Origin of the sequence: Thermophilibacter provencensis, from assembly GCF_900128445.1 — a bacterium.
Classification (GTDB): Bacteria; Actinomycetota; Coriobacteriia; order Coriobacteriales; family Atopobiaceae; genus Thermophilibacter; species Thermophilibacter provencensis.
The window spans coordinates 555,456-580,790 of record NZ_LT671417.1; the positions used below are offsets into that span (position 1 = coordinate 555,456).

General features: G+C 65.9%; 20 protein-coding genes. 14 read left to right on the top strand and 6 right to left on the bottom strand.

Annotation, left to right across the window (positions count from 1 at the left end):
• Window positions 1–154: 154 nt before the first annotated feature.
• Window positions 155–2,299 (bottom strand): MurT ligase domain-containing protein, encoded by a 2,145-nt coding sequence (locus tag BQ7391_RS12310; protein WP_075279148.1) that lies wholly within the window; start codon window positions 2,297–2,299, stop codon window positions 155–157.
• A 248-nt stretch (window positions 2,300–2,547) separates the two neighbouring features.
• Here BQ7391_RS12310 and BQ7391_RS02450 point away from each other — a divergent pair, with 248 nt between their 5' ends.
• From BQ7391_RS02450 to BQ7391_RS02470, 5 genes are read left to right on the top strand one after another with little or no spacing between them, the layout of a single operon-like run.
• Window positions 2,548–3,168, top strand: coding sequence for a QueT transporter family protein (locus BQ7391_RS02450; RefSeq protein ID WP_075279149.1), 621 nt, complete (start codon window positions 2,548–2,550; stop codon window positions 3,166–3,168).
• 3 nt (window positions 3,169–3,171) lie between these two features.
• Window positions 3,172–4,455: a glycosyltransferase gene (locus BQ7391_RS02455; protein WP_075279150.1), complete on the top strand. Its 1,284-nt coding sequence runs from the start codon at window positions 3,172–3,174 to the stop codon at window positions 4,453–4,455.
• Window positions 4,452–5,849, top strand: coding sequence for a sensor histidine kinase (locus BQ7391_RS02460; protein ID WP_235858604.1), 1,398 nt, complete (start codon window positions 4,452–4,454; stop codon window positions 5,847–5,849). Before BQ7391_RS02455 ends, BQ7391_RS02460 begins: the two co-directional genes overlap by 4 nt.
• Before the next feature lie 20 nt (window positions 5,850–5,869).
• On the top strand, window positions 5,870–6,586 hold the full coding sequence (locus tag BQ7391_RS02465; RefSeq protein WP_075279151.1) for a LytR/AlgR family response regulator transcription factor: 717 nt from the start codon (window positions 5,870–5,872) through the stop codon (window positions 6,584–6,586).
• A 24-nt stretch (window positions 6,587–6,610) separates the two neighbouring features.
• Complete coding sequence (locus BQ7391_RS02470) at window positions 6,611–7,075, top strand: YfcE family phosphodiesterase (RefSeq protein WP_235858605.1); 465 nt, start codon at window positions 6,611–6,613, stop codon at window positions 7,073–7,075.
• A gap of 128 nt (window positions 7,076–7,203) precedes the next feature.
• On the opposite strand, the gene BQ7391_RS02475 is transcribed toward BQ7391_RS02470, so the two are convergent.
• The gene (locus BQ7391_RS02475; RefSeq protein WP_075279152.1) at window positions 7,204–7,923 is read right to left on the bottom strand and encodes a phosphatase PAP2 family protein; all 720 of its coding nucleotides are present in this window, start codon (window positions 7,921–7,923) and stop codon (window positions 7,204–7,206) included.
• A 1-nt stretch (window position 7,924) separates the two neighbouring features.
• On the bottom strand, window positions 7,925–8,242 hold the full coding sequence (trxA, locus tag BQ7391_RS02480) for a thioredoxin (protein ID WP_075279153.1): 318 nt from the start codon (window positions 8,240–8,242) through the stop codon (window positions 7,925–7,927).
• Window positions 8,243–8,437: 195 nt separating this feature from the next.
• On the opposite strand from trxA, the gene BQ7391_RS02485 reads away from it, so the two are divergent.
• The 7 genes from BQ7391_RS02485 (at window position 8,438) to BQ7391_RS02515 (ending at window position 18,447) form a co-directional block, all read left to right on the top strand.
• Entirely contained in the window at window positions 8,438–8,992 is a 555-nt protein-coding gene (locus tag BQ7391_RS02485; protein WP_075279154.1) for a hypothetical protein, read from the top strand.
• Window positions 8,993–9,056: 64 nt separating this feature from the next.
• Window positions 9,057–10,751: a glucose-6-phosphate isomerase gene (pgi, locus tag BQ7391_RS02490; RefSeq protein ID WP_075279155.1), complete on the top strand. Its 1,695-nt coding sequence runs from the start codon at window positions 9,057–9,059 to the stop codon at window positions 10,749–10,751.
• A gap of 229 nt (window positions 10,752–10,980) precedes the next feature.
• Window positions 10,981–12,018 carry a helix-turn-helix transcriptional regulator gene (locus BQ7391_RS02495; RefSeq protein ID WP_075279156.1) on the top strand — a complete coding sequence of 346 codons (1,038 nt, stop codon included), beginning with the start codon at window positions 10,981–10,983 and terminating at the stop codon, window positions 12,016–12,018.
• A 248-nt stretch (window positions 12,019–12,266) separates the two neighbouring features.
• Window positions 12,267–13,463 (top strand): DUF362 domain-containing protein, encoded by a 1,197-nt coding sequence (locus BQ7391_RS02500; RefSeq protein WP_075279157.1) that lies wholly within the window; start codon window positions 12,267–12,269, stop codon window positions 13,461–13,463.
• Window positions 13,464–13,735: 272 nt separating this feature from the next.
• Window positions 13,736–16,351: a vWA domain-containing protein gene (locus BQ7391_RS02505; RefSeq protein WP_075279158.1), complete on the top strand. Its 2,616-nt coding sequence runs from the start codon at window positions 13,736–13,738 to the stop codon at window positions 16,349–16,351.
• Window positions 16,352–16,570: 219 nt separating this feature from the next.
• Window positions 16,571–17,479: a ribokinase gene (locus BQ7391_RS02510; protein WP_075279159.1), complete on the top strand. Its 909-nt coding sequence runs from the start codon at window positions 16,571–16,573 to the stop codon at window positions 17,477–17,479.
• On the top strand, window positions 17,476–18,447 hold the full coding sequence (locus BQ7391_RS02515; protein WP_075279160.1) for a nucleoside hydrolase: 972 nt from the start codon (window positions 17,476–17,478) through the stop codon (window positions 18,445–18,447). Before BQ7391_RS02510 ends, BQ7391_RS02515 begins: the two co-directional genes overlap by 4 nt.
• A 155-nt stretch (window positions 18,448–18,602) precedes the next feature.
• On the opposite strand, the gene BQ7391_RS02520 is transcribed toward BQ7391_RS02515, so the two are convergent.
• The 3 genes from BQ7391_RS02520 to BQ7391_RS02530 form a co-directional block, all read right to left on the bottom strand.
• On the bottom strand, window positions 18,603–19,466 hold the full coding sequence (locus BQ7391_RS02520) for an alpha/beta hydrolase (protein WP_075279161.1): 864 nt from the start codon (window positions 19,464–19,466) through the stop codon (window positions 18,603–18,605).
• Between the two features lie 57 nt (window positions 19,467–19,523).
• A complete protein-coding gene (locus BQ7391_RS02525) occupies window positions 19,524–20,378 on the bottom strand; it encodes an alpha/beta hydrolase (protein WP_075279162.1) in 855 nt (284 codons plus the stop codon).
• 201 nt (window positions 20,379–20,579) lie between these two features.
• The gene (locus tag BQ7391_RS02530; protein WP_075279163.1) at window positions 20,580–21,302 is read right to left on the bottom strand and encodes a UTRA domain-containing protein; all 723 of its coding nucleotides are present in this window, start codon (window positions 21,300–21,302) and stop codon (window positions 20,580–20,582) included.
• Between the two features lie 210 nt (window positions 21,303–21,512).
• Between BQ7391_RS02530 and treP the strand changes: the two genes are divergently transcribed.
• Window positions 21,513–23,489: a PTS system trehalose-specific EIIBC component gene (treP, locus tag BQ7391_RS02535; protein ID WP_075279164.1), complete on the top strand. Its 1,977-nt coding sequence runs from the start codon at window positions 21,513–21,515 to the stop codon at window positions 23,487–23,489.
• Between the two features lie 46 nt (window positions 23,490–23,535).
• Window positions 23,536–25,221 carry an alpha,alpha-phosphotrehalase gene (locus BQ7391_RS02540; protein WP_075279165.1) on the top strand — a complete coding sequence of 562 codons (1,686 nt, stop codon included), beginning with the start codon at window positions 23,536–23,538 and terminating at the stop codon, window positions 25,219–25,221.
• Window positions 25,222–25,335: the final 114 nt, after the last annotated feature.

The following is a 25,335-nucleotide window of genomic DNA, read 5'->3' on the forward strand; positions in this document are numbered from 1 at the left end:
CTGACCGCGCATGCTGCGGCCCCCGGCATCACGCCGGGGGCCGTTTTGCTGACAAAGGTTGACAAAGGTGACAGGGTCAACTGTCAGGTTTTTCGCCGCGCTCGCCGGCATGCCGCTGGCGTCGGGCCATCAGGGGAATGTGGCGCGGCGGACGCTAGCGTCCCGTGGCGATTCTCATCGCAACGTCGTGCGCCAGGAGCTCAAGCGAGTCGTCCAGCGGGGCAAGATCGACCTTCTCGCCACGCCGGCGCAGGGCGCGCTCGATCAGCCAGTCGGTGACGCCAGGGTTCTTGGGCAGGATCGGCCCGTGCAGGTAGGTGCCCACAACGCCGTCATGAAGCACGCCCTCTCCGCCGTCCTCGCCGTTGTTGCCGGTCCCGTGGATCATCGCGCGCCCCAGGGGCTTCTCGCCCGCGCCCAGAACCGTGCGCCCCGCATGGTTCTCAAAGCCCACGATCGGCGTGTCGCATACGGGCGACTCAATCGCCACGTTGCCAATCAGGCGCGTGGTCCCGGCTGTCGTCTCGATGTCCAGCACGTGCAGCCCCTCCACGCGCTCCCCGCCCATCATGTAGTAGTGGCCGAGCAGCTGGTAGCCGCCGCAGATGGCGAGAAGAGCGCCGCCCCCCTCGACGTAGGCCTCCACCTTCTCTCGCTGCGCCTGCAGCTCGCGGCAGACGGCGAGCTGGTCGCGGTCCGCGCCTCCGCCCAGAAGCACGATGTCGGCGTCGGTGAGGTCAAGCTCCTGGCCCATGAGGACCTGGTCAACCCGGCAGGGGATGCCGCGCCAGGAGCAGCGCTTGGAGAGCGAGGCGATGTTTCCGCCGTCCCCGTAGAGGTTGAGGGCGTCGGGGTAGAGATGCACGATGCGCAGGGGACGCTCGAGCGCCACCGGTGACGGGGCGGCGCCCTTGGGGGGCGTCGCGGGCGGGGTATGTGAATTGGGGACTGTCCCCAATTTGCAGAGGCGCTCGAGCTCGGCAACGACGGGCGGGAAAGCGGTGTAGTTGGCGATCACATGGAGCCTCTCGCCCGCGGCGACAAAGCGCAGGGCGTCCTCGACGCCGTCGACGAGCTCGATGGGGCAGCCCAGCTCGGCGTACTTCACGCGCACCGCCATGTCCTCACGGCGGGTGCCCCCCACGCAGACGCAGCGCAGGTCGGCGAGGTCGCGAAGGCGCTCGAGGTCGATGTCCCAGATCCAGGAGACATCGTGGCCGTCAGCGTCGTTGTCGTTGAGGAAGAGGGCCACATAGCGCCCGTCCTCCGCACGCACCTGCTGCACCATACGGTTGAAGCCTGTGGGGTTCTTCGCGAGGTTGCTCACGACGGAGTGGCCGCTGTCGAGCCGGTAGGTCTTGCCGCGCCCGCTGGCGGGCTCGTAGACGTCGAGCGCGCCCTGGAAGTCGTCCGCGTCTCCGCCGCCGAGCAGGCACGCCACAAGGGCCGCCATCACGTTGTAGACCATGTAGAGGCCGCTGTAGCGGGTGGTCACGTGGTGCCGCACGTAGTTCTCGCCCCGACGGTCCTCGACGTCAAACTCGTAGCCGCCGCAGGTCAAAGTCACGTTGACCGCGGCAAAGGCCAGCTCGGGGCGCTCCCAGCCGCACGCGGGACAGCGGTACTTGCCCAGCTGCCCGTAATGCACGTACGCGTAGTCCAGGGGCGCGTTGCACTTCGCGCAGAAGCGACTGTCTGAGATGCGGTCGGCCTCCTGGCCGGTGGGCTCGTCGATGCCGAAGGGAACGCCCGGATTGTCCACGCGCGCCGCAATGGAGGCGCAGAGCGGGTCGTCAGCGTTGTAGGCAAGGGCGGTCTGCGGCGAGCGGCGCAGCGCCTCGGCGATCACGTCCTGGGTGTGGTCAATCTCGCCGTAGCGGTCCAGCTGATCGCGGAACAGGTTGAGGAGGACGAGCGCGCGCGGCCGAAGCGCCGGCAGCACGCGCACGGTGTAGAGCTCATCGCACTCGAAGCAGCCCACGTGCGCACCCGCCCCGCGTGACTCCACGAGCGCGGAAGCGATGCCCGACTCCATGTTGTTGCCCGCGCGGTTGCACACCATACCCCCGGTCCCCGCCGCGAGCGCGTCGGCGGCGAGCCCGGTCGTGGTGGTCTTGCCGTTGGTGCCCGTGATGACCACGGAGCGCTCAAGCGCGCCACCCAGCTCGCCGATGAGGTTCGGGGCAAGGCGCAGCGCCACGGCGCCGGGCGCGTTTCCGCCGCCACGATGCAGCAGGCGAGTGGTGCCCCAGCGCGCCGCGTCGGCGGCGAGGCAGGCGATTCTAACGCGCGGGTTCATGCGGGGCTCCCTCCAGGCGGCTCTCGTTGCAGCAATACTAGCACGCAGGCCAGGGCGGCCCTTCCGGTCCCGTGATCCGTGGGCGGGGGGTCCGCGTGGGGCGGGGGGCGCAACTCTGCTAGTATCAGTTCTGTCGCGTCCGCGGGGATGCTTCTTTTGGAGTGCTTTCCACCGGGATCCCGAAGGTCGTGTGCGCGACATGCCCCTCTGGGCATCCAGCAAAGCCCTCCGACAGAAAAGAGAGAAGCATGGGACAGCACAACGCGGCAGCAAACATCACGGCACATCACGTCGACGCGAGAAGAACGGCGCGCATCGGGGCCGTTGCGGCCATCTATGCGGCTCTGACGCTCTGCGCCCTGCTCTTCCTTGGCAGCCTCGCCTGGGGGCCGGTGCAGTTCCGCGTCTCCGAGGCCGCGTGCGTCCTGGCGCTCTTCACCGCCGACGCCGTTCCCGGCCTGGCGCTCGGCTGCGCCATCGCCAACCTCGCCAACATCGCGCTCTCAGGCACCGGAATGCTCGGCATGCTCGACGTGGTCTTCGGCAGCCTCGCCACCGCACTTGGCGCCTGGTTCACGTGGCGCAACCGCCGCCGTCCCGCGCTCGCGCTCATGGGGCCGGTGCTTGCCAACGCCCTCATCGTTCCGCTCTACCTCCCGCTCATGCTTCAGGGAATCGGCTTCTACACCATCCCGTTCACCAGCATCGCCATCGACGGCGCGTACCCGGCCATGTACGTCTTCGGCCTGATCGCCACCGGCGTCGGGGAGGCGGTGGTGATGTACGTGCTTGGCCTGCCGCTCGCCCGGGCCCTCTCCAAGACGTCGCTTCCCCGCCAGCTGGGCAGCGATGGGTCGACGCAGGGGTAGCGCTTGAATCCGGCCATCGTCATACCGTCGTACTGGGCCGAGGGGGCGCAGCCAGGAGTCCTCGGCGAGCGGGGGGTCTATGACTACACCACCCCGATTGACAAGCCCCTGCCCGAGCTGGAGCTCTGCCTCTCGTCTCTTGACCAGGTGCGCGGCGTCATCCGCGTGATCGTGCTCGTGGTGGCGCCCGTCACGTGCGAGGACTCGGCGCGCGCCCGCGTGGAAAGCATCTGCCGCGCGCACCCCGCGCTGAACCCCCTCGTCATCGGCGCCCGCGAGGCCGCTCATGTGGAGCACGCCGTCGCCCGCATGGCGCACCACGTCACGGGCGAAACGGTCGCGCTGCGCGGCTACGGCGCCATCAAGAACATGGGCCTTGCGGTCGCTGCCGTCTTCGGCCACGACGTCGTGGTCTTCCTCGATGACGACGAGGTCGTTCTGGACCCCGACTTCCTCATCAATGCGGTGCACGGCCTCGGCTCGCTCACGAGGCAGAACCTCAAGGTCCTCGTCAAGAGCGGCTTCTTCATCGATGCCAACAACAGCCCATATGCCAATCCCACCGACGAGTGGACCGAGAAGTACTGGTCAAAGGCGACGGAGTTCAACCGCGTCATGGAGCGGATGCAGACATCGTCGTCGCGCTTCTCGCGGTCGAACCACCTCTGCGGCGGGTGCTGCGCCCTGCACGCCGAGGCATACTCGAAGGTCCCCTTCGACCCGTACATCACGCGCGGCGAGGACCTCGACTACGTGCTCAACCTGAGGGCAAACGGCATGGACGCGTGGTTTGACAACGCGTGGTTCGTCCGCTCGCAGCCGCCCGAGGAGATGGCGGGCGTCCCGTCCATGTTCATGCAGGACGTCCATCGCTGGCTGTACGAGTATCGCAAGCTCGACGCCATGAACTCTCGTCGCGACCTGCGCACCATCACGCCCGAGTCCCTCATGCCCTATCCGGCGCCGTGGCTCTCCGCCGGCGTGCGCCGTCGCGTCTTCCAAACGGCCCTGCGTCGGTTCATCAAGGGCCCTAATCGCCTTGCGTACCTGCGCATCCTCACAAAGGGGCGCTACGATGCCGACAAGTTCGCCCGCGCGGCGAGCTCGCGCTACCTGTCCTTCTCGATGATGTGGCCGGGCGTGGTCGCGGCCCTCTGGGAAGATCCGCTGCTCCAGAGCGCCATCAGGCGCACCGGCGAGGTCGTGCCCCCGGAGGAGCGCGCGGCGGCCACGGCAGACGACCTCGGAGACACCGGGTCGCTCCCGACGGTAGGTGAGGCCCAGTGATAGGAAGGCTTCGCCCGCGCCGACGCTCCGCGGACGTTCTTCTCGCCGTGTGCGCCGTCCTTCTTGCCGCCCTGCTCATCACGAGCATGCGCGACGGCATCGTCGTGGCCGCCATGCTCGTGGGCTGCGGCATGGCCGCCGTTATCGTGATGAGCGGCGCCATCAGCGTGACGCCCGAGGACACGCGCTCCGAGGCAACGGAGCGCACGCTGCGCGTGGCAACGAACACGCTCGCCCACCTGCGAGGCGGACTTACGGAGGAGAACGCCCGCGCCATCTGCTCGATGCTCCTGCCCGAGACGGACGCCGCGGCCATCGCCATTACCGACACCGTGAAGGTGCTCGCCTACGAGGGCGCCGTCCAGACGCCCTTCCGCGCGGGCACCCCCAACGCCAAGCCCACGCTCGAGGTGCTGGAGAGCCGGCGCATGGAGACCTTCGTCGCCGTGGACGACGACACGCAGGAGGCGCGCCTCTTCGCCGTGGGAAGCCGCGCCGAGGGCAGCGCCTTCGGCATCATCGTGCCGCTGCTCGTGCAGGACCGGGCGGTGGGGACCATCAAGTTCTACTACCGGCGCGACCTCGACATCGACCGCACGCAGCTCGCCATCGCCGAGGGCCTGGGGCTGCTCCTCTCCACCCAGCTCTCGTCCTACGAGCTGGACAAGCAGGCCGAGCTCACCGCCCGCGCGGAGGTCAAGGCGCTCCAGGCGCAGATCAACCCGCACTTCCTCTTCAACGCGCTCAACACCATCGCGTCGTTCACGCGGACCAACCCCACGAAGGCGCGCGACCTGCTGCGCGAGTTCTCGCTCTTCTATCGCCGCACGCTGGAGAGCTCGGAGAAGGCGCTCATCCCGCTCTCCCAGGAGCTCCAGCAGACGCGCAGCTACCTGCGGATCGAGAAGGCGCGCTTCGGCGAGGACCGCATCGTGGAGAGCGAGCGCGTTGAGAGCGGCTGCGAGAGCCTTCCGGTGCCGTCGTTTCTGGTGCAGCCCATCGTGGAGAACGCCGTCCGCCACGCCATGCGTGACGAGGGGCCTCTTCACGTTGAAGTTCAGGTAGCCACCGACGGAAATGATATCCTTATTGCCGTGACTGACGACGGGCTGGGCATGGACGACGCCGTCGCCAGTCGGCTCATGGCCGAGGCCGTCGAGCCCCGCACCCCGACGGGCGCGGGTGCCGGGAAGGGCGCGGGCATGGCGCTGCGCAACGTGGCCGAGCGCATCGAGCGCTTCTACGGCGTCGGCTCTGGGGTGGAGATCGTCTCCAAGCCGGGCGAGGGCACGTGCGTGACGCTCAGGCTCGCAGGGGCGAGAAGGTCGCTCGCCTTGGGGACGGCACAGAAGCAGGATGAGGGGGCACGCGGCCGCTCTGGCCGGGCGTCCTGAGAACGCGAAGGGGTACGTGTATGCGCGCGATGATCGTGGACGATGAGGCTCCGGCACGCTCCGAGCTGAGGTACCTCCTCGAGGAGACCGGCAGGGTCGACGCCATCATGGAGGCCTCGAGCGCACGCGAGGCCGTCGAGAAGCTGATGGAGAGCAAGGCCGACATCATGTTCCTCGACATCCAGATGCCCAAGACCTCCGGCATGCAGCTCGCGGAGGCGCTCCACCGTCTCAAGAACCCCCCTGCGATCGTGTTTGTGACCGCCTACAGCGAGTATGCGCTCGAGGCGTTTGGCGTGGATGCGATCGACTACCTTATGAAGCCCGTCGATCCCGAGCGCCTGAGCCAGGCGCTCGACAAGGTCCAGTCGCGCATGAAGCCGCAGCCCCAGAGTCATTCCTCCGTGGAGCGCATCCCCGTGGTCAAGAGCGGCCGCAAGGTGCTGGTGCCCATCGACCAGATTCGCTACATCGAGGCGAAGGACGACTACTCCTGCATCTACACGGCGGACGACCGCTTCCTCTCCACGATCTCGCTCGCCAAGCTCGAGCAGAAGCTCGCGCCGCATGGGTTCTTCCGCGTGCACCGAGGCTACATCGTGAACCTCGAGTACGTGGAGGACGTCGAGGTCATCTCCTCCGGCATCCTCCAGCTGGGCGTCAACGGCATCGAGGGCAAGAAGATCTCCGTGTCGCGCCGCCGCGTTGTGGCGCTCAAGCGCGCCCTCGGGCTCTAGCGGACTCTCCCGGAAGGCTGGCAGGTGGCTGAGATCAGGCGCTACGACATCATTTCTGACACGCACGGCTACCTCACGCCGGAGCTTCTCGACGCGCTCCAGGGTGCCGACGTCATCGTCCACGCGGGGGACATCTGCTCTCCCTCGGACTTCCGCACCCTGCAGCTCATCGCGCCCGTTCAGGCCTGCCTGGGGAACAACGACTACGCGTCGGACTATCCCCCCACGGTGCGCGCGCGCAAGGTGTTCTACGGAAGCGGCCTCAAGTGGCAGGTCTCTCATTACCGCGAGCGTCTCAACCTCTCGCTGTGCGACGTGGCAATCTGCGGCCACACGCACACGCCCTTCCTTGAGCGCGACGAATGGACGGGCACGCTCGTGATGAACCCGGGGAGCCCCACGGCCCCTCGTCGCTCCCGGCCCTCGATGGGTCGAATCCTCTGTGAGGAGGGGCGCGTCATCGACGCGCAGATCATCGCGCTGCGATAGGGGTGCGGGCGGGACTTTGCCGCACGACTGCGACGCTCTCACCGCCGCGCCGAATATTAATCCGCCCTGTGGGGGCGCGACGAAAATGCCAACTGGGCAAATGTCGTTGCGCGTCGCCACAGGGCGGATTAATTATTGAGGTCGTCGCCCTCTTCGCCGCCGCGTGGGGCGTCCACCGCCATGAGTACGGGTGCCACCACGCGGGTGTAGAACGCCAGCCACACGAGCGAGACGCAGAACCCCGCAATCACGTCCGAGGCGTAGTGGACGCCAAGGTAAATGCGGCTCACCCCGACCATCACGATGACAAGGCCAAACGCGATGCACCAGATCGTGCGCATGACGTCACGCCGGTGATAGCGCCAGATCATCCAGATGAGCAGGCCAAAGAACGCCATGGCAACCATGGAGTGCCCGGAGGGAAAGCTGTACCCCGTCTCCTCGACCAGCCGGAATCCCTCCGGCCGCGGGCGCTGGACGATGAGCTTGAGCAGTGCGTTCAGAGCGACAACGCACGCCAGGTTGATGGAGACGCACCATCCCGGGGCCTTCCCGGGGGCGAGCGCGGCTATGGCCGCCGCCATCACGGCAAGCACGACGACAGAGGCGAGCGAGGTGAAGCCCTCCATGACAGGCGTCAGGGCGTCAGAGCGAAGGCCCTCGACGAACACCTGGTAGGCCATGGCGTCAAGGCGCATGAGCTCACCCTCGGCGACCTCGCCAAGAAGGACGAGAAACACGAGTGCGGCCACCAGCGCGATGATCGCGCGCAGGTTGTCTCGGGCAAGGGCCAGGGCGCCGCGAGCAACGTCGCGAGCGCCCTGGGAGAAGTCTGATCTGTGGCCCATGCTAGAGGTTGGCCTCCAGCTCGGAGACGAGCGAGGGCTTGGGCATGTTGCCGACTATGGTGTGAACGGGCTGCCCGCCCTTGAAGAGGATGAGCGTGGGGATGGAGACGATCCTGAAACGCGTGGCAAGGTCGGGCTCCTCGTCGACGTTGCACTTGTAGACGGCGAGGCGGTCCGCCATCTCCTCGGAGACCTGTTCGACGGTGGGGCCGAGCGCGCGGCACGGACCGCACCACGGCGCCCAGAAGTCAACGAGGACGGGCTTGTCGGACCCGGCGATGACGGAGTCGAACTCGGCCGCGGTGATTGCCTGAGACATGTGACCCTCCCTTTGGTCGGTGATGTTCTTGATTGGCTTATGCCCGATTTACACTAGTTCAAACGATGACGAGAACATATGTGACAATTCTCATAACATTTTCCTGACAAAGGTGACAGGGTCATCTGTCAGGTTTTCTGACAGATGACCCTGTCACCTTTGTCAGGTGGCCGGACGCAACGAGAAAGGAGCGCAATGGCATCGGAGCGAGACGCGCGGAGGCGCGCGTATCTGGATAAGGCCGCGGCAGAGGTCGACGCCCTTGAGGCGCGCGGCGTCATCATGGGCGGCAACGCGTTCTCCACGGTCCTTCTCGCCAAGGGCGTGCTCTCAGAGGGCGAGAAGAGCGGCGAGGCCCCGTTCTCGGGCGCTGACGGCACGGCCCTCAAGGCATCGCTCAAGGCGCTCGGCTATGCTCCCGAGGAGTGGGAGTGGCTGCTCACGATCGATGCCGACGGAGAGCCCCTCGCCCCAGAGCTCCTGGCCGAGGCGATCTGCGCGCTCGATCCGGCCACGATCGTCTGCTGCGACGATGCCGCCGCCTCGGCTCTGCGAGACGCCTACGCGGACGACCTCGTGCTCATAGACGCGCTCGAGGAGGCCATGCTCGCCCCGGGCGCCGTGGCCCGCGTGCGGGGCATGCGCGTCATCAACCTGGGAGGCTTCTCCGACGCCCTTGCGGACCCTCACGAGAAGCAGGTCATGTGGGCACGCCTGAAGAAGATTCCGCCGCTGGGCGAGCCGTTCTAGCAGCTCGCCCTCGCGCGCGATATGCTTACTCTATCTGTAGCTTCCCGGGGAAGGAGCACGCACCATGTCCACCATTGCCGCGCCCGTCGACGCAACCACCACGCCCGAGTGGGCGGCCCTCCAGGCCCACCATGACGAGCTCGTGAGCTCCGGATTCAACCTCAAGGATGCCTTCGCCAGCGATTCGGACCGCGTGGAGAAGCTCTCGTTTGACACCGAGGACCTGCACTTCGACCTCTCCAAGAACCTCGTGACCGAGAAGACCCTCGGCCTGCTCTGCGACCTCGCCCGCGCCGTGGGCCTCGAGGAGCGCCGCGACGCCATGTACGCCGGAGCGCACATCAACACCACCGAGGACCGCGCCGTCCTGCACACGGCGCTGCGTCGCCCGGCGGCTGAGAAGGGCACCGTCTTCGACGGCGAGCAGGACTGCGTGGCCGACGTCCGCGAGGTGCTCGACCGCATGTACGCCTTCGCCGAGCGCGTGCGCTCCGGAGAGTGGAAGGGCGTCACGGGCAAGCGCATCGAGCACGTGATGTCCATCGGCATCGGCGGCTCCGACCTCGGCCCCGTCATGGTCTACGAGGCCCTGAAGCCCATGGCCGACGCGGGTATCGACTGCCGCTACGTCTCCAACATCGATCCCAACGACATGGCCGAGAAGGTCAAGGGCCTCGACCCCGAGACCACGCTCGTCATTGTTGTCTCCAAGACGTTCACCACGCTCGAGACCCTCACCAACGCGCGCGAGGCCAAGACCTGGCTGCTTGAGACGCTGCGCGCCCAGGGCGCGGTTGATGGCTCGGCCGAGAAGGACGCCGAGGCCATCCGCAAGCACTTCGTCGCCGTCTCCACCAACCTCGAGCTCGTGGCCGAGTTCGGCATCGACCCCGAGAACGCCTTCGGCTTCTGGAACTGGGTTGGCGGTCGCTACTCCGTCGACTCCGCGGTTGGCCTCTCGCTCATCATCGCCTTTGGGCCGGAGCGCTTCGAGTGCTTCCTCAAGGGCTTCCACGACCTCGACACCTACTTCAAGGAGACCCCGCTCGAGAAGAACGTCGTTGCGCTCCTCGGCCTCATCAACGTCTGGTACGTGAACTTCTACGGCGCCGAGAGCCACGCCGTGCTGCCGTACAACCAGTACCTGCACCGCTTCGCCGCCTACCTCCAGCAGCTCACGATGGAGTCCAACGGCAAGAGCGTTCGCTGGGATGGCAGCCCGGTGACCTGTGCCACGGGCGAGATCTTCTGGGGCGAGCCGGGAACCAACGGCCAGCATGCCTTCTATCAGCTCATTCACCAGGGCACCCGCATGATTCCCGCGGACTTCATCGCCTTCGTGAACACGCCCAACCCCGTCAAGGACGGTGGCCAGGACGTCCACGAGCTCTTCCTCGGCAACTTCCTCGCGCAGACCAAGGCCCTCGCCTTTGGCAAGACGGCCGACGAGGTCCGCGCCGAGGGCACGGCCGAATGGATGGTGCCCGCCCGCGTCTTCGAGGGCAACCGACCGACGACGTCGATCTTCGGCATCGAGCTCACGCCGCATGCGCTCGGCGAGCTCATCGCGCTCTATGAGCACATCACCTTCGTCGAGGGCACGGTCTGGGGGCTCGACAGCTACGACCAGTGGGGCGTCGAGCTGGGCAAGCAGCTCGCCAAGCAGATCACGCCCGCCTTCCACGACGACGATGCCCTCGCCGCCCAGGACGCGTCCACGCAGGCTCTCATCCAGTACTACCGCACCCACCGCAAGTAGCGTGCAAAAGGGACAGGCACTTTTGCACACCTCGGGCCGCCGGGCACTTCTCGCCCGGCGGCCCTTTTGCGCATAACCCCATCTACCTGCGGCTCGCAACCGCTGGGCGCCTGCGCGTTGCCGAAAATGCAGCCCGCTGGTTGGTGGTGCGCGCCCGTCTGGTACCGTAACGTACGTGGTGCCGGCAGACCATGCGCTCCGCGCGCCCACCCCGAACGAAGGGCCAGCCATGAGCTTTCGCGACAACCTCCAGCACCTCCGCGCCACGCGCAACATGACCCAGGAGCAGCTTGCCATGCTGCTCGGCGTCTCCCGCCAGTCCGTGACCAAGTGGGAGGCCGAGAAGAGCTACCCAGAGATGGACAAGCTCCTCAAGCTCTGCCAGATCTTCGAGTGCAGTCTGGACGACCTCGTGCAGGGCGACCTCACCGGCCGCTCGCCGGACCCCGCCGCGGCGACCGTTCCTGCCGGGCCGCCCACCGACGTCTGCGGCTACGACGAGCACCAGCGGATGATGGCCTGGAAGGTGCCGACGGGAATCGCGGCCATTCTCGTGGGCATCGCGGTCGGCCTCTTCTTTGAGGGCGCGGCCGACCTCGCGCCGGCGGGCGCCCGCGACGGCCTCTTCGTCATCATCATCCTGGCGGGCATCCTCGGGGGCCTGGCGTTTCTCGTTCCCGCCGGCATGGAGCACGCCGCGTTTCAGCGGGCGCACCCCTACGTGGAGGACTTCTACACCGACGACGACCGCGCCGTTGCGCGCAGGTCCTTCTCGGCCGGGCTCGTTGGGGGCATCGCGCTCATCTTTGTGGGAATTGGGTTTCTGCTCGTGCTCGGCGAGGACCGGGCGCTCGAGAACGCCGCCCTGTTCTTCCTGATGTTCTTCATCGCGCTGGGGGTGTGGAACATCGTCCACTACGGGATGCTGCTCGGTCGCACCAACGTTGCCGAGTACAACCGCTCCGTGGGCGAGGACCTCGAGGTGGAGGACATCGTGAGGGCGTCGCTGGACGACGCCCGTCGGGAGGCACTGCTCGAGGCAAAGAGGAGGGACGAGAAGGTCGGTGCGGTGTGCGCGGTCATCATGATTCTGGCCACGATTGTGGGGCTTGCGCTGCTGTTCGCACCCGTGTTTGCCTCGCCTGACCCGAGCGCCTTCGACCCCATCGGCACCTCGGCCATGTGGTTCTGGGTGGCCTGGCCCGTGGGAGGCATGGTCTGCGGGATCGTGGTCGTGCTGATGAGGGCGTTCGGGAAAGGCGAGTGACGCGGCGCCGCCCTGCTCGCCCGGCGATCAATGCACATAATCTGCTTTCATTCTAGATATCCGCAGGACGGATTCTCGGAAAAGTCAGATTATGTGCGTTAATCCGGCGGCCCGGCCCGGACCGGACCGCCCCCGTCGCGGCCCGCCAGCCCCCGGCCCAGCGCAAACTACGGGCGGCGGCGCCGTCCTCGCGTTTTGTCCTGGCGTACAATCTCAACGCGAGGAATGACGAGGAGAGGGGCCTCACCATGGACACCGCCGGCAGCATCGCCAAGGTCTACTACACCAACCTGCGCACGTACGCCAAGGAGAGCCGGCTCGACAAGCTCAAGCGCCTCATCCGCCGCGCCGGCATCGAGCAGATCGACTTTGAGAACAAGTTCGTGGCCATCAAGATTCACTTCGGCGAGCTGGGCAACCTCAGCTTCCTGCGGCCCAACTACGCGCGCGCCGTGGCCGACGTGGTCAAGGAGCTGGGCGGCAAGCCCTTCCTCACGGACTGCAACACGCTCTACGTGGGCAGTCGCAAGAACGCGCTCGAGCACATAGACTGCGCGTACCAGAACGGCTTCACCCCGTACGCCACCGGCTGCCAGGTGATCATCGCCGACGGCCTCAAGGGTACCGACGAGACCCTCGTCCCCGTGAAGAACGGCGAGTACGTGCACGAGGCCAAGATCGGCCACGCCCTCATGGACGCCGACATCGTCATCAGCCTCACGCACTTCAAGGGTCATGAGCAGGCCGGATTTGGCGGCTGCATGAAGAACCTCGGCATGGGCGGCGGCAGTCGCGCGGGCAAGATGGAGCAGCACGCCGCGGGCAAGCCGAGCGTCCATACCGAGAAGTGCGTCGGCTGCCGCGCCTGCGAGCGCATCTGCGCGCACGGCGCCATCAGCTTTGACGAGACGCGTGAGCGCGAACTCAAGAGCGGCAAGACCGTCACCGTGCCCGTGGCCCACATCAACCACGACGTCTGTGTCGGCTGCGGCCGCTGTATCGGCGCATGCAACCAGGACGCCATCGCGCCCGGCTCCGACGCCGCCGTCGACGTGCTCAACTGCAAGATCGCCGAGTACACGCAGGCCGTGGTGCAGGACCGCCCGAGCTTCCACATCTCCATCGCCATGGACATCAGCCCCAACTGCGACTGCCACGCGGAGAACGACACGCCCATCGTGCCGGACCTCGGCATGTTCGCGAGCTTTGACCCCGTGGCCATCGACCAGGCCTGCATCGACATGGCGCTGGCCGCGCCCACGCTGCCCAACTCCGAGCTCACGGACATGAGGGCCAAGCTGGAGGCCGAGGGCGGCATCCCCGAGCGCTGCCAGCACGACCACTTCAACCTCACGCACCCGGACACCAACTGGCGCTCCATGATCGAGCATGGCGAGAAGATCGGGCTGGGCACGAGCCACTACGAGCTCATCGAGGTCAAGTAGCGGCGGCGCGAGCGATAGCCGAACGGACGAATCCCCCTGCATCATATGATGCAGGGGGATTCGCTGCGTGCGGACGCCGTCTCCCCGACTGCGGGGAAGGCGATTCGTGCAGGGCGTGGGCGCCGGGCTGAATTGCTTTGCGGCCGCGTGATCACATCCGGTCACGCCTGATTCCGCGCCGCTCGCGGTGTACATAACTCATTTACACTTCTTTTTGAATCATTTAGATACTATCAAATAGTCTGGAGCCCAAAACAGCATGAGGAGGTCCCATGAGACCAAGCAAGCCGTTTCAGACTATGTGCCGCCTGCTGATTTTACTCACCATGTCCGTCGTCATGGCCATTTCCGTTCCTCTTATGGCTCTTGCCGATGAGGCGGCGCAGGCGACGGGGCCGGTATCCCACAACGCGATCGTCCTCGTTCTCGACAACTCGGGCAGTATGAGTGGCACCAAGGCACAAAAGCTGGAAGAGGCGGCGCAGCAGTTCAGCAAGAAGATTCTTGAGGCGGATCCCCGCAGTCAGATCGCAATCGTCTCGTTTGGCTCGGACGTCGTCGTACTCCCGTTCACGAGCGACCTCAGCGAACTGGAGTCGTTTGTAGAGAACGACATGAACGACTGGGGCTCAACAGATGTGACGAGCGCCCTTGAGTACGCGCATAGCACGGCCTTGCTGCTGCAGGACACCGGACTCGACCAGTATGCAAAGAGCATCGTAACGATGTCGGATGGAATGCCGGACAGCTCCAGCACCGCCATCGCGCAGGCGGAGACCATGTTCCCCAGCTACAACATGTACTCCGTTGGGTTTATGGCAACCTCAGCTTCGGAAATCAATTTCCTCAAGGCAATTCAGAACTCCGGATACTTTGAGGCCGATGACCTCGATGCCCTTATCGAGAAGTTCGTTGAGATTGCGGAGGAGCTCCTCAACCCGGTCCAGATCGCACTCTCCCACACCCCCATCCAGACGGCCTCTCCCGACCAGGGGGCAAGCTACCGGCTTTCCGCCACCATCACCAACCCAAACAGCAAGGCCGTGCAGAATCTCACCGCCGACCTTGCGCTCCCGGGCGAGGCGACTCTCCAGAGCGGCGAATCGCATCAGGAGCTTGGCGCGCTGCTTACCGGCCAGTCCGTAACGCTCTCATGGGACATCACGGTTAGCCCCTCGGCCGTTGGGGAGATCACCTATTCAGTTACCGCGGGCGGGAGCAACATCGTCAACCTCACGCAGTCCGAGAAGATCGTTCTGGAGCTCACGGGCAGCGATGACAACCAGTTTGTGTTTGGAACCGACAACTGGTCCTTCGCGAACAGCTCCACGTATTTTGGCAGCACGTACTACCTGAACTCAGCCGACTACAACGCCCTTCTGAGCGGCCTCAGCAACTCTGAGAAGCAGAACATCAAAAACAGCGTTAACGCTCAGTGGGGCGGAAGCTGTTATGGGTTTGCCGCGAGCTCCATCCTTAGCAAGATGGACGTTATCAACCCGCTGCTCCGTCAGCCGGGCGCCAGCAGCCTCTATGACATGACCGCTTCGAAAGACGTCCAGTCCTACATCAACTACTACATGTTCACCCAGATGCTTGAGCCCATCCGTGCAGACCGTGCCGACTTCGTCTCTTTGACCGATGTCGAGAAGGTCAATCTGCTCAAGGAGCGCGTGAGCGCGGTGGCGACCGGGGGGAGCCCCGTGCTGCTTGGCTTCAACCTTGATTTTGACTATCTTGGACAGAACGCCGGTCATGCAATCGTGGGCGACCGCTACGACAGCGGAAGCTATACCCTTGACTCGGGTACGTACGATGGCAGGGTCCGCTACTACGACTCCAATGACCCTGACGGGCGGAACCACTACATCTACGTCAACACCGAGACGGGGGCATGGGATATTCCTGACTACGGCGAAACCAACTCAGCCAGCTCAAGCGCCGATCTTACGCGGGCAAACAATGACCTCGCGCTCATGAACACGAAGGACATCGAGACTTCCGTGGAAAACTACAAGGCAATTCTCCGAGCCACCAGCGAGACAAACTTCACTAACGCCGTACTGCGATTCAAGAACATGATCTACAGCTTCTTTGACATCGTGTCCGGCAAGACGGACCTTGCTCACTGGTTTGACGACCAGTCTGGGTCAGGCTCCCCGCTGTCCGTTGTCCTTCCCGACAACAATGGTGACTACACCATCAGCTCGCCTGACGGCTATGGCTACTCCCTGCAGTACGCTGACATGCTGCTGAGCGTTGATGCGGACTCCGCCGATAGCGCAAGCTTCACCAGGAGCGGATCCGTCTCTCTTGAGGGCAACGACGGGGCGTACTCCCTGCAGGCAACAAGTGACGATGCCCAGGGCGAGCTCTATACCTTTGGCGTGCGCGGCTCCTCGTCCGGGAACGTGGCGCTCATAAAGACGGCCGAGGGCTACGTTGCCAAGGCGGACTCTCTTGACGGGGCTGTCGTGACCGCCGAGGGCGACAATACCTCCAAGGAGCTTCCCATCGAGGGGGAGAGGGATGAGCTGCTGATTACCTCTGATGGAACCGACGTCACGGCTTCCGCAGACGAAGACGGCGACGGCGCGTTTGAGACCGTCGTGGCCTCGACATCCGATGACAGCCAGACGCCTCCGCCCTCGACCCCCGGAGGAACCGACCCGTCCGATGATAATGGGGCTTCCCAGCCCAACAAGGACGCCGATCCCTCCAAGGGCTCTGACAAGGGGAGCGGGGGAACTCCCAACACGGGCGACACCAGCATCGCCTTTGCCCCCATCATCACCGCCGTTGGCGTGATTGCCTGCGCCATCGGAGCAGTCATTCACACCGTTCTGGGCTGCGGAAAAGACGGACGCGGCGGCCCCGTCAATTCCTAGCCTGACTCACGCCCCTATGGCCTAAAATCCGTCGGCCCGTCGCAGTTCATTGGACCTAGCGACGGGCCGACGTCTTATGAGAGGGCAATTCGTCTTTCACAGGCGTTTCTCGCCAGCGGGGGTGGCGGGGCGCAACCCTCGCTCCGCGTTGAAGCCCGCTGCACAGCGAGGCAAAAGAGTGGAAAATAGTGCCGTCAACCATCACAGAGAGGAGGCTCCATGCCCAAGGTTATCGTTTTCGGCAGCATGAACATGGACCTCTCCATCGACGCGCCGCGCGTGCCGGCCGCCGGCGAGACGCTGGTGGGCTCCCACTTCATGACGGCGGCGGGCGGCAAGGGCGCAAACCAGGCCGTCGCGGCGGCCCGGCTCGGCGCGGACGTACGCATGGTCGCGGCCGTGGGCGCGGACGGCTTTGGCGACGAGCTGACGGCCGGTCTCGCGGCGGCGGGGGTGGACGTCTCGCTCGTGCGCCACGTCGCGGACCAGACCACGGGCGTTGCCGTCATTCTCCGCACGGCGGGCGAGAACCGCATCGTGCTGCATGCGGGTGCCAACCATGCGCTCGATGCGGACGATGTGGTCTCTGACCTGCGTCGCATTGGCGAGAAGAACGACATACTCGTCACTCAGGGAGAGTGCGATCCCGCAGCGACGGAGGCTGCCCTGCGAGAGGCGCATGACCTGGGGCTCTACACGGTCTTCAACCCCGCCCCGGCGCGTCCCGCGCCAGATGACCTGTGGTCTTGCGTCGACCTCGTCTGCCTCAACGAGACTGAGTGCCAGATCATGTGCGGCGTGCTGCCTTCTGACGACGACGCGTGCCTGGCGGCGGCGCGCCGTCTGCGTGAGCTGGGTTCCGGTGCCGTCGCGATCACGCTCGGGGCGGCCGGGTCGTTCGGCCTTGACGCGGACGGCCCCGTTCGCGTCCCCGCTGCCCCGACGGTCGTCGTGGACACCACGGGCGCCGGGGACACGTTCATCGGCGCGCTTGCGGCCGGGCGGGCACGGTCCTTCTCGCTTGCCGAGTCCATGGACTGGGGCGCCCGGGCTGCGGCCCTCGCCGTGAGCCGGCTGGGCGCCCAGCCCTCAATACCCACCGCAGACGAAGTGGGGGCCGCTCGATGAGCGGGCGCAAGAAGCTGATACTCGATCTTGACACCGGCATCGATGACGCCTTGGCGCTCGCCTACGCGCTCGGAAGCCCCGAGGTCGAGCTTGTGGGCATCATCGCGAGCTACGGCAACGTGACCCTGCATCGGGCGGAGAGGAACGCCCGCGCGGTGCTCGAGGCCCTCGGCCATCCCGAGGTGCCCGTCTTCCGTGGGGCCGATCGCGCCCTCTCGGCGGAGGGGGAGTTTGCCCCCTCGGAGGCCGTCCTCCGCATCCATGGGAGCAACGGCCTCGGCGAACAGGATTTCTGCGCCGCAGCTGATGGCTGGTGCTACTCGGCGCCGCGGGATGGGATGGCGTTTCTCGCCCGGTCCGTAGACGCGTATGGGGATGATTTGCTCTACGTGCCGACGGGGCCCCTCACCAACCTCGCCATGGCGCTCGTGCGCGAGCCGCGCCTGGCACGCGCCCTTCCGTGCGTGACGTTCATGGGCGGTGCCCTGGCGGTGCCCGGCAACGTCACCCCCTGCGCCGAGGCGAACATCCACAACGACCCCGAGGCCGCCGACGTGGCGCTGAGCCTCGGCCTTCGGCTGCGCATGATTGGCCTCGACGTGACGCACCAGGCCATCCTGACACGCAGCGACACGGCGTCCTGGCGCGAGCTGGGCACGGAGGCCGGTCGGCTCTACGCTGACATGACCGACCACTACATCGGCACCTACGAGCAGAACAACCCTCACATGGGAGGATGCGCCCTGCACGACCCTCTTGCGGTGGCGGCGGCGATCGACCCCTCGCTCGTGGAGTGTCTCCGGACGAATCTGCGCGTGGACCTGTCCGGCGCGACGCGCGGCCGCACCGTCTGCGATCCCAGGCGGCTCAGGGACGCCGAGAAGAACCACGAGGTCGCGCTCGCCGTCGATGTCCCGCGCTTTCTGAGGCTCTTCCGTGAGCGCGTGGGACGCGCGCTCGCGTCCTGATGCCCGGGGCGTGGCCCGCCTCGGAACCCTTGGCCGAGTGACGCGTTTTGGACATACGGGGTGGATTCTGCGGCCCCATACGTTCAAAACGCGTCACCCGGACAAGGGGCTATGCCACATAAGCCCGGCGCCAATGGCCCGCCCGCGCCGACGGCCTACTGGTTCTCAGGCGGACGGAGCTTGGTGAGGGCGGTGTAGTCCACCTCGGCCGAGCTCGGCTTCATGGGGCCGGGGGCGTACCAGTCGAGCGCGCAGTCAATCCAGGCGTTCCAGAACGGCCACTCGTGCGCGCCTATCTCCGGCTCCCAGTAGGTGACGTCAAAGTTGGCGTCACGCAGCAGGTGAACGAGGTCGCGGTTGTTCTGGCAGAGGTTGTCGTGCAGGCCGCACGCGGCGTAGAAGCGCGGCTTGGGCAGCTCGGGGTCTTGCCGGAACTTGTCGATGAGCGCCACGTAGTCCTTGTCAGACCCGATCACGGTGTCGAGGTCGCCGAAGAAGCGCTCGTAGTACTTGCGCTTGCGCGGGGAGTGCGAGTCCACGGCCTCGAGCACGCGGTCGCGCATGAACGCGCCGGAGAGGATGACGATGTTGCCAAACCGGTCGGGGCGCAGCAGGCCGTTGATGAGCGCGGTGTAGGCGCCGATTGAGATGCCTGCGAGCGCGGTGTCCTCGCGCTTGGTGGAGAGCGGGAAGAGACGGCGCGTAAAGTCCACCAGCTCCTCGCTGATGAACTTGCCGTGCCACTCGTTTATCTCGGGCTTGTTGAGATAAAGCCCGTCCTCGCCCGAGGGGAGGATGAGGGCGACGTCGCGCGCCTCGGCCGTCTCGACCACGTGCGTGCGGTCAATCCAGTCGACGTCCTGTCCGAAGAGCCCGTGCAGCAGATACATTGTCCGGTATGGCCCACGACGCTTCTTCGCGAGCTTGTCGCCGTCCATCTTGTCGGCGGGAATCACCGCCGTGAGCACGACGTTGCGCTGAAGATAGTGAGAGTAGAAGTCGACTCTGAGCAGTGCCATCCCGAGTCCCTCCCTGCGCGGTCGGATTAGATGGAGTCCCGACTCCGCCGCATGACGCTAGAGGAGCCAGTCGAGCGCCTGCGGCAGGGCTGCGTTCCAGAAGTCCCAGTCGTGGCCGCCCGCCATCTCATGATACGTGACCTCAAGACCGGTGTCGCGCATGCGACCTGCCAGCATCCGGTTAGCTTCGGCGAGCGGGTCCTGGTTGCCGCAGGACATGTAGATGCGCGGGCGGGGACGATCGCAGTAGACGAGGTCCGCCGCCAGGCGCGCCGGGTCCTTGTCGCTTCCGCGCACCTCGTCGAGCTTGCCGAAGGTGTGCTCGAGGAAGGGGCGGGACAGGAAGAAGAGGTCGTCGGAGATGATCTGGTCGAACCCGTCGATGATCATTGCGGAGGAGAGGGCCACGATGGAGCCGAAGGTCTCGCAGTACCTAAGGCCGTTGCGCAGGGCGCCGTACGCGCCCATCGAGATGCCGCCGATGAAGGTGTCCTCGCGGCGGTCTGAGAGCGGGAACATCCGCCGCGCCACCTCGACGAGCTCCTGACCAACAAAGCGACCGTAGTAGTCATGCGTCTCGGGCTGGTCCAGGTAGAACGCGTTGTATCCGGAGGGCATGACCACGGCGATGCCGTGGCTCTCGGCCCAGTGGCGGATGCGCGTCTCTGAGATCCAGTCGGCGTGGTTGCCGGAGATGCCATGAAGCAGGAAGAGCGTCTTGAAGGGCTCCTTCTTGGGCGGGTAGGGCATGCGCTCCCACGCGCCGTCCTGAGCCTCGACCGTCTTCTCGGCGTGGCGCAGGTTGGAGTTGACGGCGTAGGCGGCGCCCTGGTCGTCGAAGGGAAGGATGACCTCAAGCGTGGTGGTGCGCATGAGGCTCGAGGAGAAGTAGTCAACGCTGATGAGGGCCATGGGGCCTCCTTGTTGTGGGTTAGCGTAACCACGCAAGTATAGCGTGCCGACGGCCGTGTGGGCGGTGCAGGGGGGCGTGCGAAGGGGACGGCGTGCAAAGGGGACAGGCACTTTTGCACGGAACCGTGCAAAAGTGCCTGTCCCCTTTGCACGCCGTCCCCTTCGCACGCCGCCTGTCCCCCTTGCACGCGACTGCGGTGGTCACACCCGCTGGCGGACGGCGGTGTCGCGGAAGCAGAAGTGGTCCGGCCGGTGCCTGGACTGCGTCCACTCGATGAGGACCCCCTGGGAGTCAAAGGTCTGGCTCGAGACAACGGCGAGGTAGTCGATGTCGTCGAGGTCGAGGAGCGCACGGTCCTTCTCGCTGGCGCGCTCCACGGTGATGGTTCGCTTGCTCATGGCGATCGCTATCCCGAGGGTCTTCTCGATGTGGTCGTAGATCGACCTGCGCGCGACCTCGACGGTGATGCCCGGAATCGAGGAGGTGCGGAAGTAGCTGTGGTCGAGGATGAGCGCCTCGCCGCCGATATGGCGCACGCGGATGACGTAGGTGAGCTCGTCGCCCGCGGAGAAGCCCGTGAGCCCGGCCAGCCGGTCGTCGACGACGACCTGCTCCACGCGCGCCACCTCCGTCCGCGTGTCAAGGTGAGCGCGTTCCCCCGCCTCGCGGAAGGACTCTATCCCTCCCACCGTGAATGAGGTTCGCTCCTGCGGCTGGTAGACGACGCGCACCCCCTTGCCGTGGACCGGCTGTACGTAGCCCTGCTCGCGAAGCAGTCCCAGGGAGCGGCGCAGCGTATTGTGCGAGCAGCCGAAGGCCGCCGTGAGCTCCGCCTCTGACGGGAGGAACGACTGAAAGGGGAACTCCCCTCGCTCGATGCTGTCCCGAATCTCCCGGAATATGACGTCATAGCGCGCCTTCATAACCCCTCCTCCTCATGTGCTGTACATCTTATTCAAATAAGAATTCTGTCGCAAAACGAGCCGTTTACGGACATTCTTCAACCGTTCACCGTCGATGTCAAACTTATTCAAATAAGTAGTGAGACACTGACCATGAACTTATTCAAATAAGTTTATGCGCCTGGGGGCGCACGCGGAAGGTCGGGTAAGGTTACCAAGAGGAGGTAGCTTATGGGCAAGTACACAGAGGACGCCGGGAGGCTCCTCGACCTCGTGGGAGGCAAGGGGAACATCTCCGCCGTCACCCACTGCATGACGCGCATGCGCTTCGTGCTGGTGGACCCGGGCAAGGCCGACGCCGAGGCCATTGAGGAGCTGCCGAGCGCGAAGGGCACCTTCACACAGGCGGGGCAGTTCCAAGTCATCATCGGGAACGACGTCGCCGACTTCTACCAGGAGTTCACCGCGATCTCCGGCATCGAGGGGGTCTCCAAGGAGGCCGCGGGCGCCAACCAGAACCCGCTCCAGCGCGCCATGGGCATCCTCGGCGAGATTTTTGCCCCCATCATCCCTGTCCTCATCTGTGGCGGTCTCATCCTCGGCTTCCGCAACATCATCGGCGAGGTCAACTTCTTCACCGACGCGGGGGCCTTCGACCTCCAGCACGGCACCAAGTCGATCGCCGACATGTGGACGTTCTGGAACGGCATGTACAACTTCCTGTGGGTCATCGGCGAGGCCGTCTTCCACATGCTGCCCGTGGGGATCTGCTGGTCGGTCACGCGCAAGATGGGAACCACCCAGATCCTCGGCATCGTCCTCGGACTGACGCTCGTCTCGCCGCAGCTGCTCAACGGCTTCTCCGTGGCCACCGCCACCGCCGAGGACATCGCGGCGCACACCTATGACTTCGGCTTCCACTCCTTCCTCGGGACCGGCTACCAGGGCCAGGTCATCGCCTCGCTCATGGCGGCCTTCGTGCTGGTGTGGCTCGAGAAGTTCTTCACCCGGGTCACGCCTGAGATCGTCCGCATGATCGTCGTGCCGTTCATGTCGCTCGTGCCGGCCGTCTTCATCGCGCACCTGGTCGTGGGCCCCATCGGCTGGGCCATCGGCAACGCGATCGCCGAGGTGGTCAACTGGGGCCTCTCCTCTGACGTCCGCGTGCTCTTTGCCGCGCTCTTCGGCGCCGTGTACGCCCCGCTCGTCATGACCGGCCTGCACCACATGACAAACGCCATCGACACCCAGCTCGTGAACCAGCTCGGCTACACCACGCTCTGGCCCATGATCGCGCTCTCCAACATCGCGCAGGGCTCCGCGGTCCTTGCCATGACGGTGCTCCAGCGCCGCAACGAGCGCGCCGAGCAGGTCAACATTCCCGCCTGCATCTCGTGCTACCTCGGCGTCACCGAGCCCGCGCTCTTCGGCGTCAACCTCAAGTACAAGTTCCCGCTGGTCTGCGGCATGATCGGCTCGGCCTGCGCCGCCATGGTCTGCACGGGCTTCGGCGTCCAGGCGCTCTCCATCGGCGTCGGCGGCCTGCCGGGCATCCTCTCGATCGTCTTCAACTTCTGGGGGATCTTCGCGGCGTGCATGCTCATCGCCATCGTGGTCCCGTTCGCGCTCACCTACTTCGTGGGGATGCGCCAGCTTGGCGAGAAGGACCGCGGCGTTGTGACCGCGGCCGCCCCCGCCAAGGCTCCCGAGGCCGCCGCGCCCGCCCCGTCTGCCGCCGCCACTGACCGCGTCCTTCTCGCCCCGCTCTCCGGGACGGTGCGCCCCATCACCGAGATGCCCGACCCGGTCTTCTCCAGCAAGGCCATGGGCGACGGCCTGGCCATCGAGCCCGCCGCCGGGGCGGATACCGTTGTCGGGCCCGCCGACGCCACCGTTGTCGCCACGATGCCCGGCTCCAACCATGCGATCGGCCTCGTGCTCGATGACGGCATGGAGCTTCTTGTCCACGTGGGCGTGGACACTGTCGAGATGGGCGGAGACGGCTTTGCCTGTCTCGTTGAGCAGGGCCAGCGCGTGAGCGCCGGCCAGCCGCTCATGACCTTCTCCGCCGAGAAGATACGCGCGGCGGGGTATCCCACCGCCGTCGCCTTCGTGGTGACGGGCGAGGGCTCCGCTACCGGCCTTGCGCTGCTCGACGGCATGGATGCCGAGGCCGGCGTTACGACCGTCGCCACCTATCGCGCCTGACGCGGCGCGCCACCGTTCAGGCCCTACGTTGAGAGGAGGCTGCCGGATGGCAGCGATCGAGAAGGACTTCCGCAGGAGCGTGGTCTACCAGATCTACGTTAAGAGCTTCTGTGACAGCGACGGCGACGGCGTGGGTGACCTGCCTGGCATTACGGGCAAGCTCGACTACCTGGCTCGGCTGGGCGTGGACTACCTGTGGCTGACGCCGTTCTACCCCTCGCCCCAGCGTGACGGCGGCTACGACATCTCGGACTATCGCGCCGTCGATCCCGTGTATGGCACGATGGACGACTTTGACGAGCTCGTCGCACAGGCCCACAAGCGCGAGATCGGCATCATGCTCGATATGGTGCTCTGCCACACCTCCTGCGATCACGAGTGGTTCCAGCATGCCCTTGCCGGGGACGAGCGGTATCGCGCGTACTACATCCTGCGCGACGGGCGGGGCTCCTCCGGCCCGGGCGACCCCGGGCAGCCACCCACCAACTGGGACTGCGCCTTCGGGGGCAGCGCCTGGAAGTGGGAGCCGCGCCTCGGCAAGTGGTACCTCCACCTGCACGACGTGAGCCAGCCCGATCTTGACTGGACCAATCCCGAGGTGCGCGAGGCGTGCGCCGCCGTGGTGCGCTTCTGGAAGGAGCGCGGCGTGGACGGGTTCCGCTTCGACGTGGTGAACCTCATATCCAAGCCGGAGGTCTTTGAGGACGACCTCTCCGGCCGGGGGCGGAGCCTCTTCTCAGACGGGCCCCACGTGCACGAGTATCTGCGCGAGCTCGTGGCGCGCGCGGGGATTGACGGCATGATGACCGTGGGGGAGATGGCCTCGACCACGCTGGAGAACTGCGTGCGCTACACGCGGCCGGAGGACCACGAGCTCTCCATGAGCTTCAGCTTCCACCATCTTAAGGTCGACTACGCCGCCGGCAAGAAGTGGGAGCTCGCAGAGCCCGACATCGGGCAGCTGCGCTCGATTTTCCGCACGTGGCAGGAGGGCATGCAGGCCGGGGGCGGCTGGAACGCGCTTTTCTGGGACAACCATGACCAGCCGCGCGCGGTGACACGTTTCGGCGGTCGCGCGGGCGTGGGAGAGCGTGGGGGCAGCTGGGAGCGCGTGGGGAAGATGCTTGCCGTCTGCGACTTCCTCATGAAGGGGACTCCCTACGTCTATCAGGGGGACGAGCTCGGAATGGTCAACCCCGGCTACGACTCCATCGAGCAGCTCCGCGACGTGGAGAGCCGCAACTACTACCAGATCATGCTCGAGATGGGAAAGGGCCCCGCAGAGGCGCTGCACGTGGTGAACGAGCGCTCGCGCGACAACGGCCGCACGCCCATGCAGTGGAGCTCCGCCCCGGCCGCGGGCTTCACCTCGGGGGAGCCGTGGATTGGGATCCCGGCGTCGGCGAGGCTCGTAAACGCCGAGGCCGAGGTGGGCGTCGAGGGGTCGATGTTCGAGTTCTACCGCTCGCTCGTCAAGCTGCGGCACGCGTCCGACGTGATCGCGACGGGGGAGGTTCGCTTCCTCGATGCCGGGGAGGAGGCGCCCAAGGTCATCGCGTACGAGCGCACGCTCGGCGACGAGCGGCTGGTGGTGGCGTGCTCCTTCTCCGACGCGCCGTGCCGGCTCGCGGACCTAGGGGTCGAGAAGTACGAGGTTGTTCTCGGCAACTACGACGATGCGCCCGCGCCCGGCGCGCTGCGCCCCTATGAGGCCGTTGTCTGGCGCAGCTAAATCGTGTAGGCGCGCGAGGCGTGCAAAGGCGTGCAAAGGGGACAGGCACTTTAGCACGGTGTGCCGTGCGAAAGTGCCTGTCCCCTTTGCACGCCTCGTGCGCCCCTGCCAGGT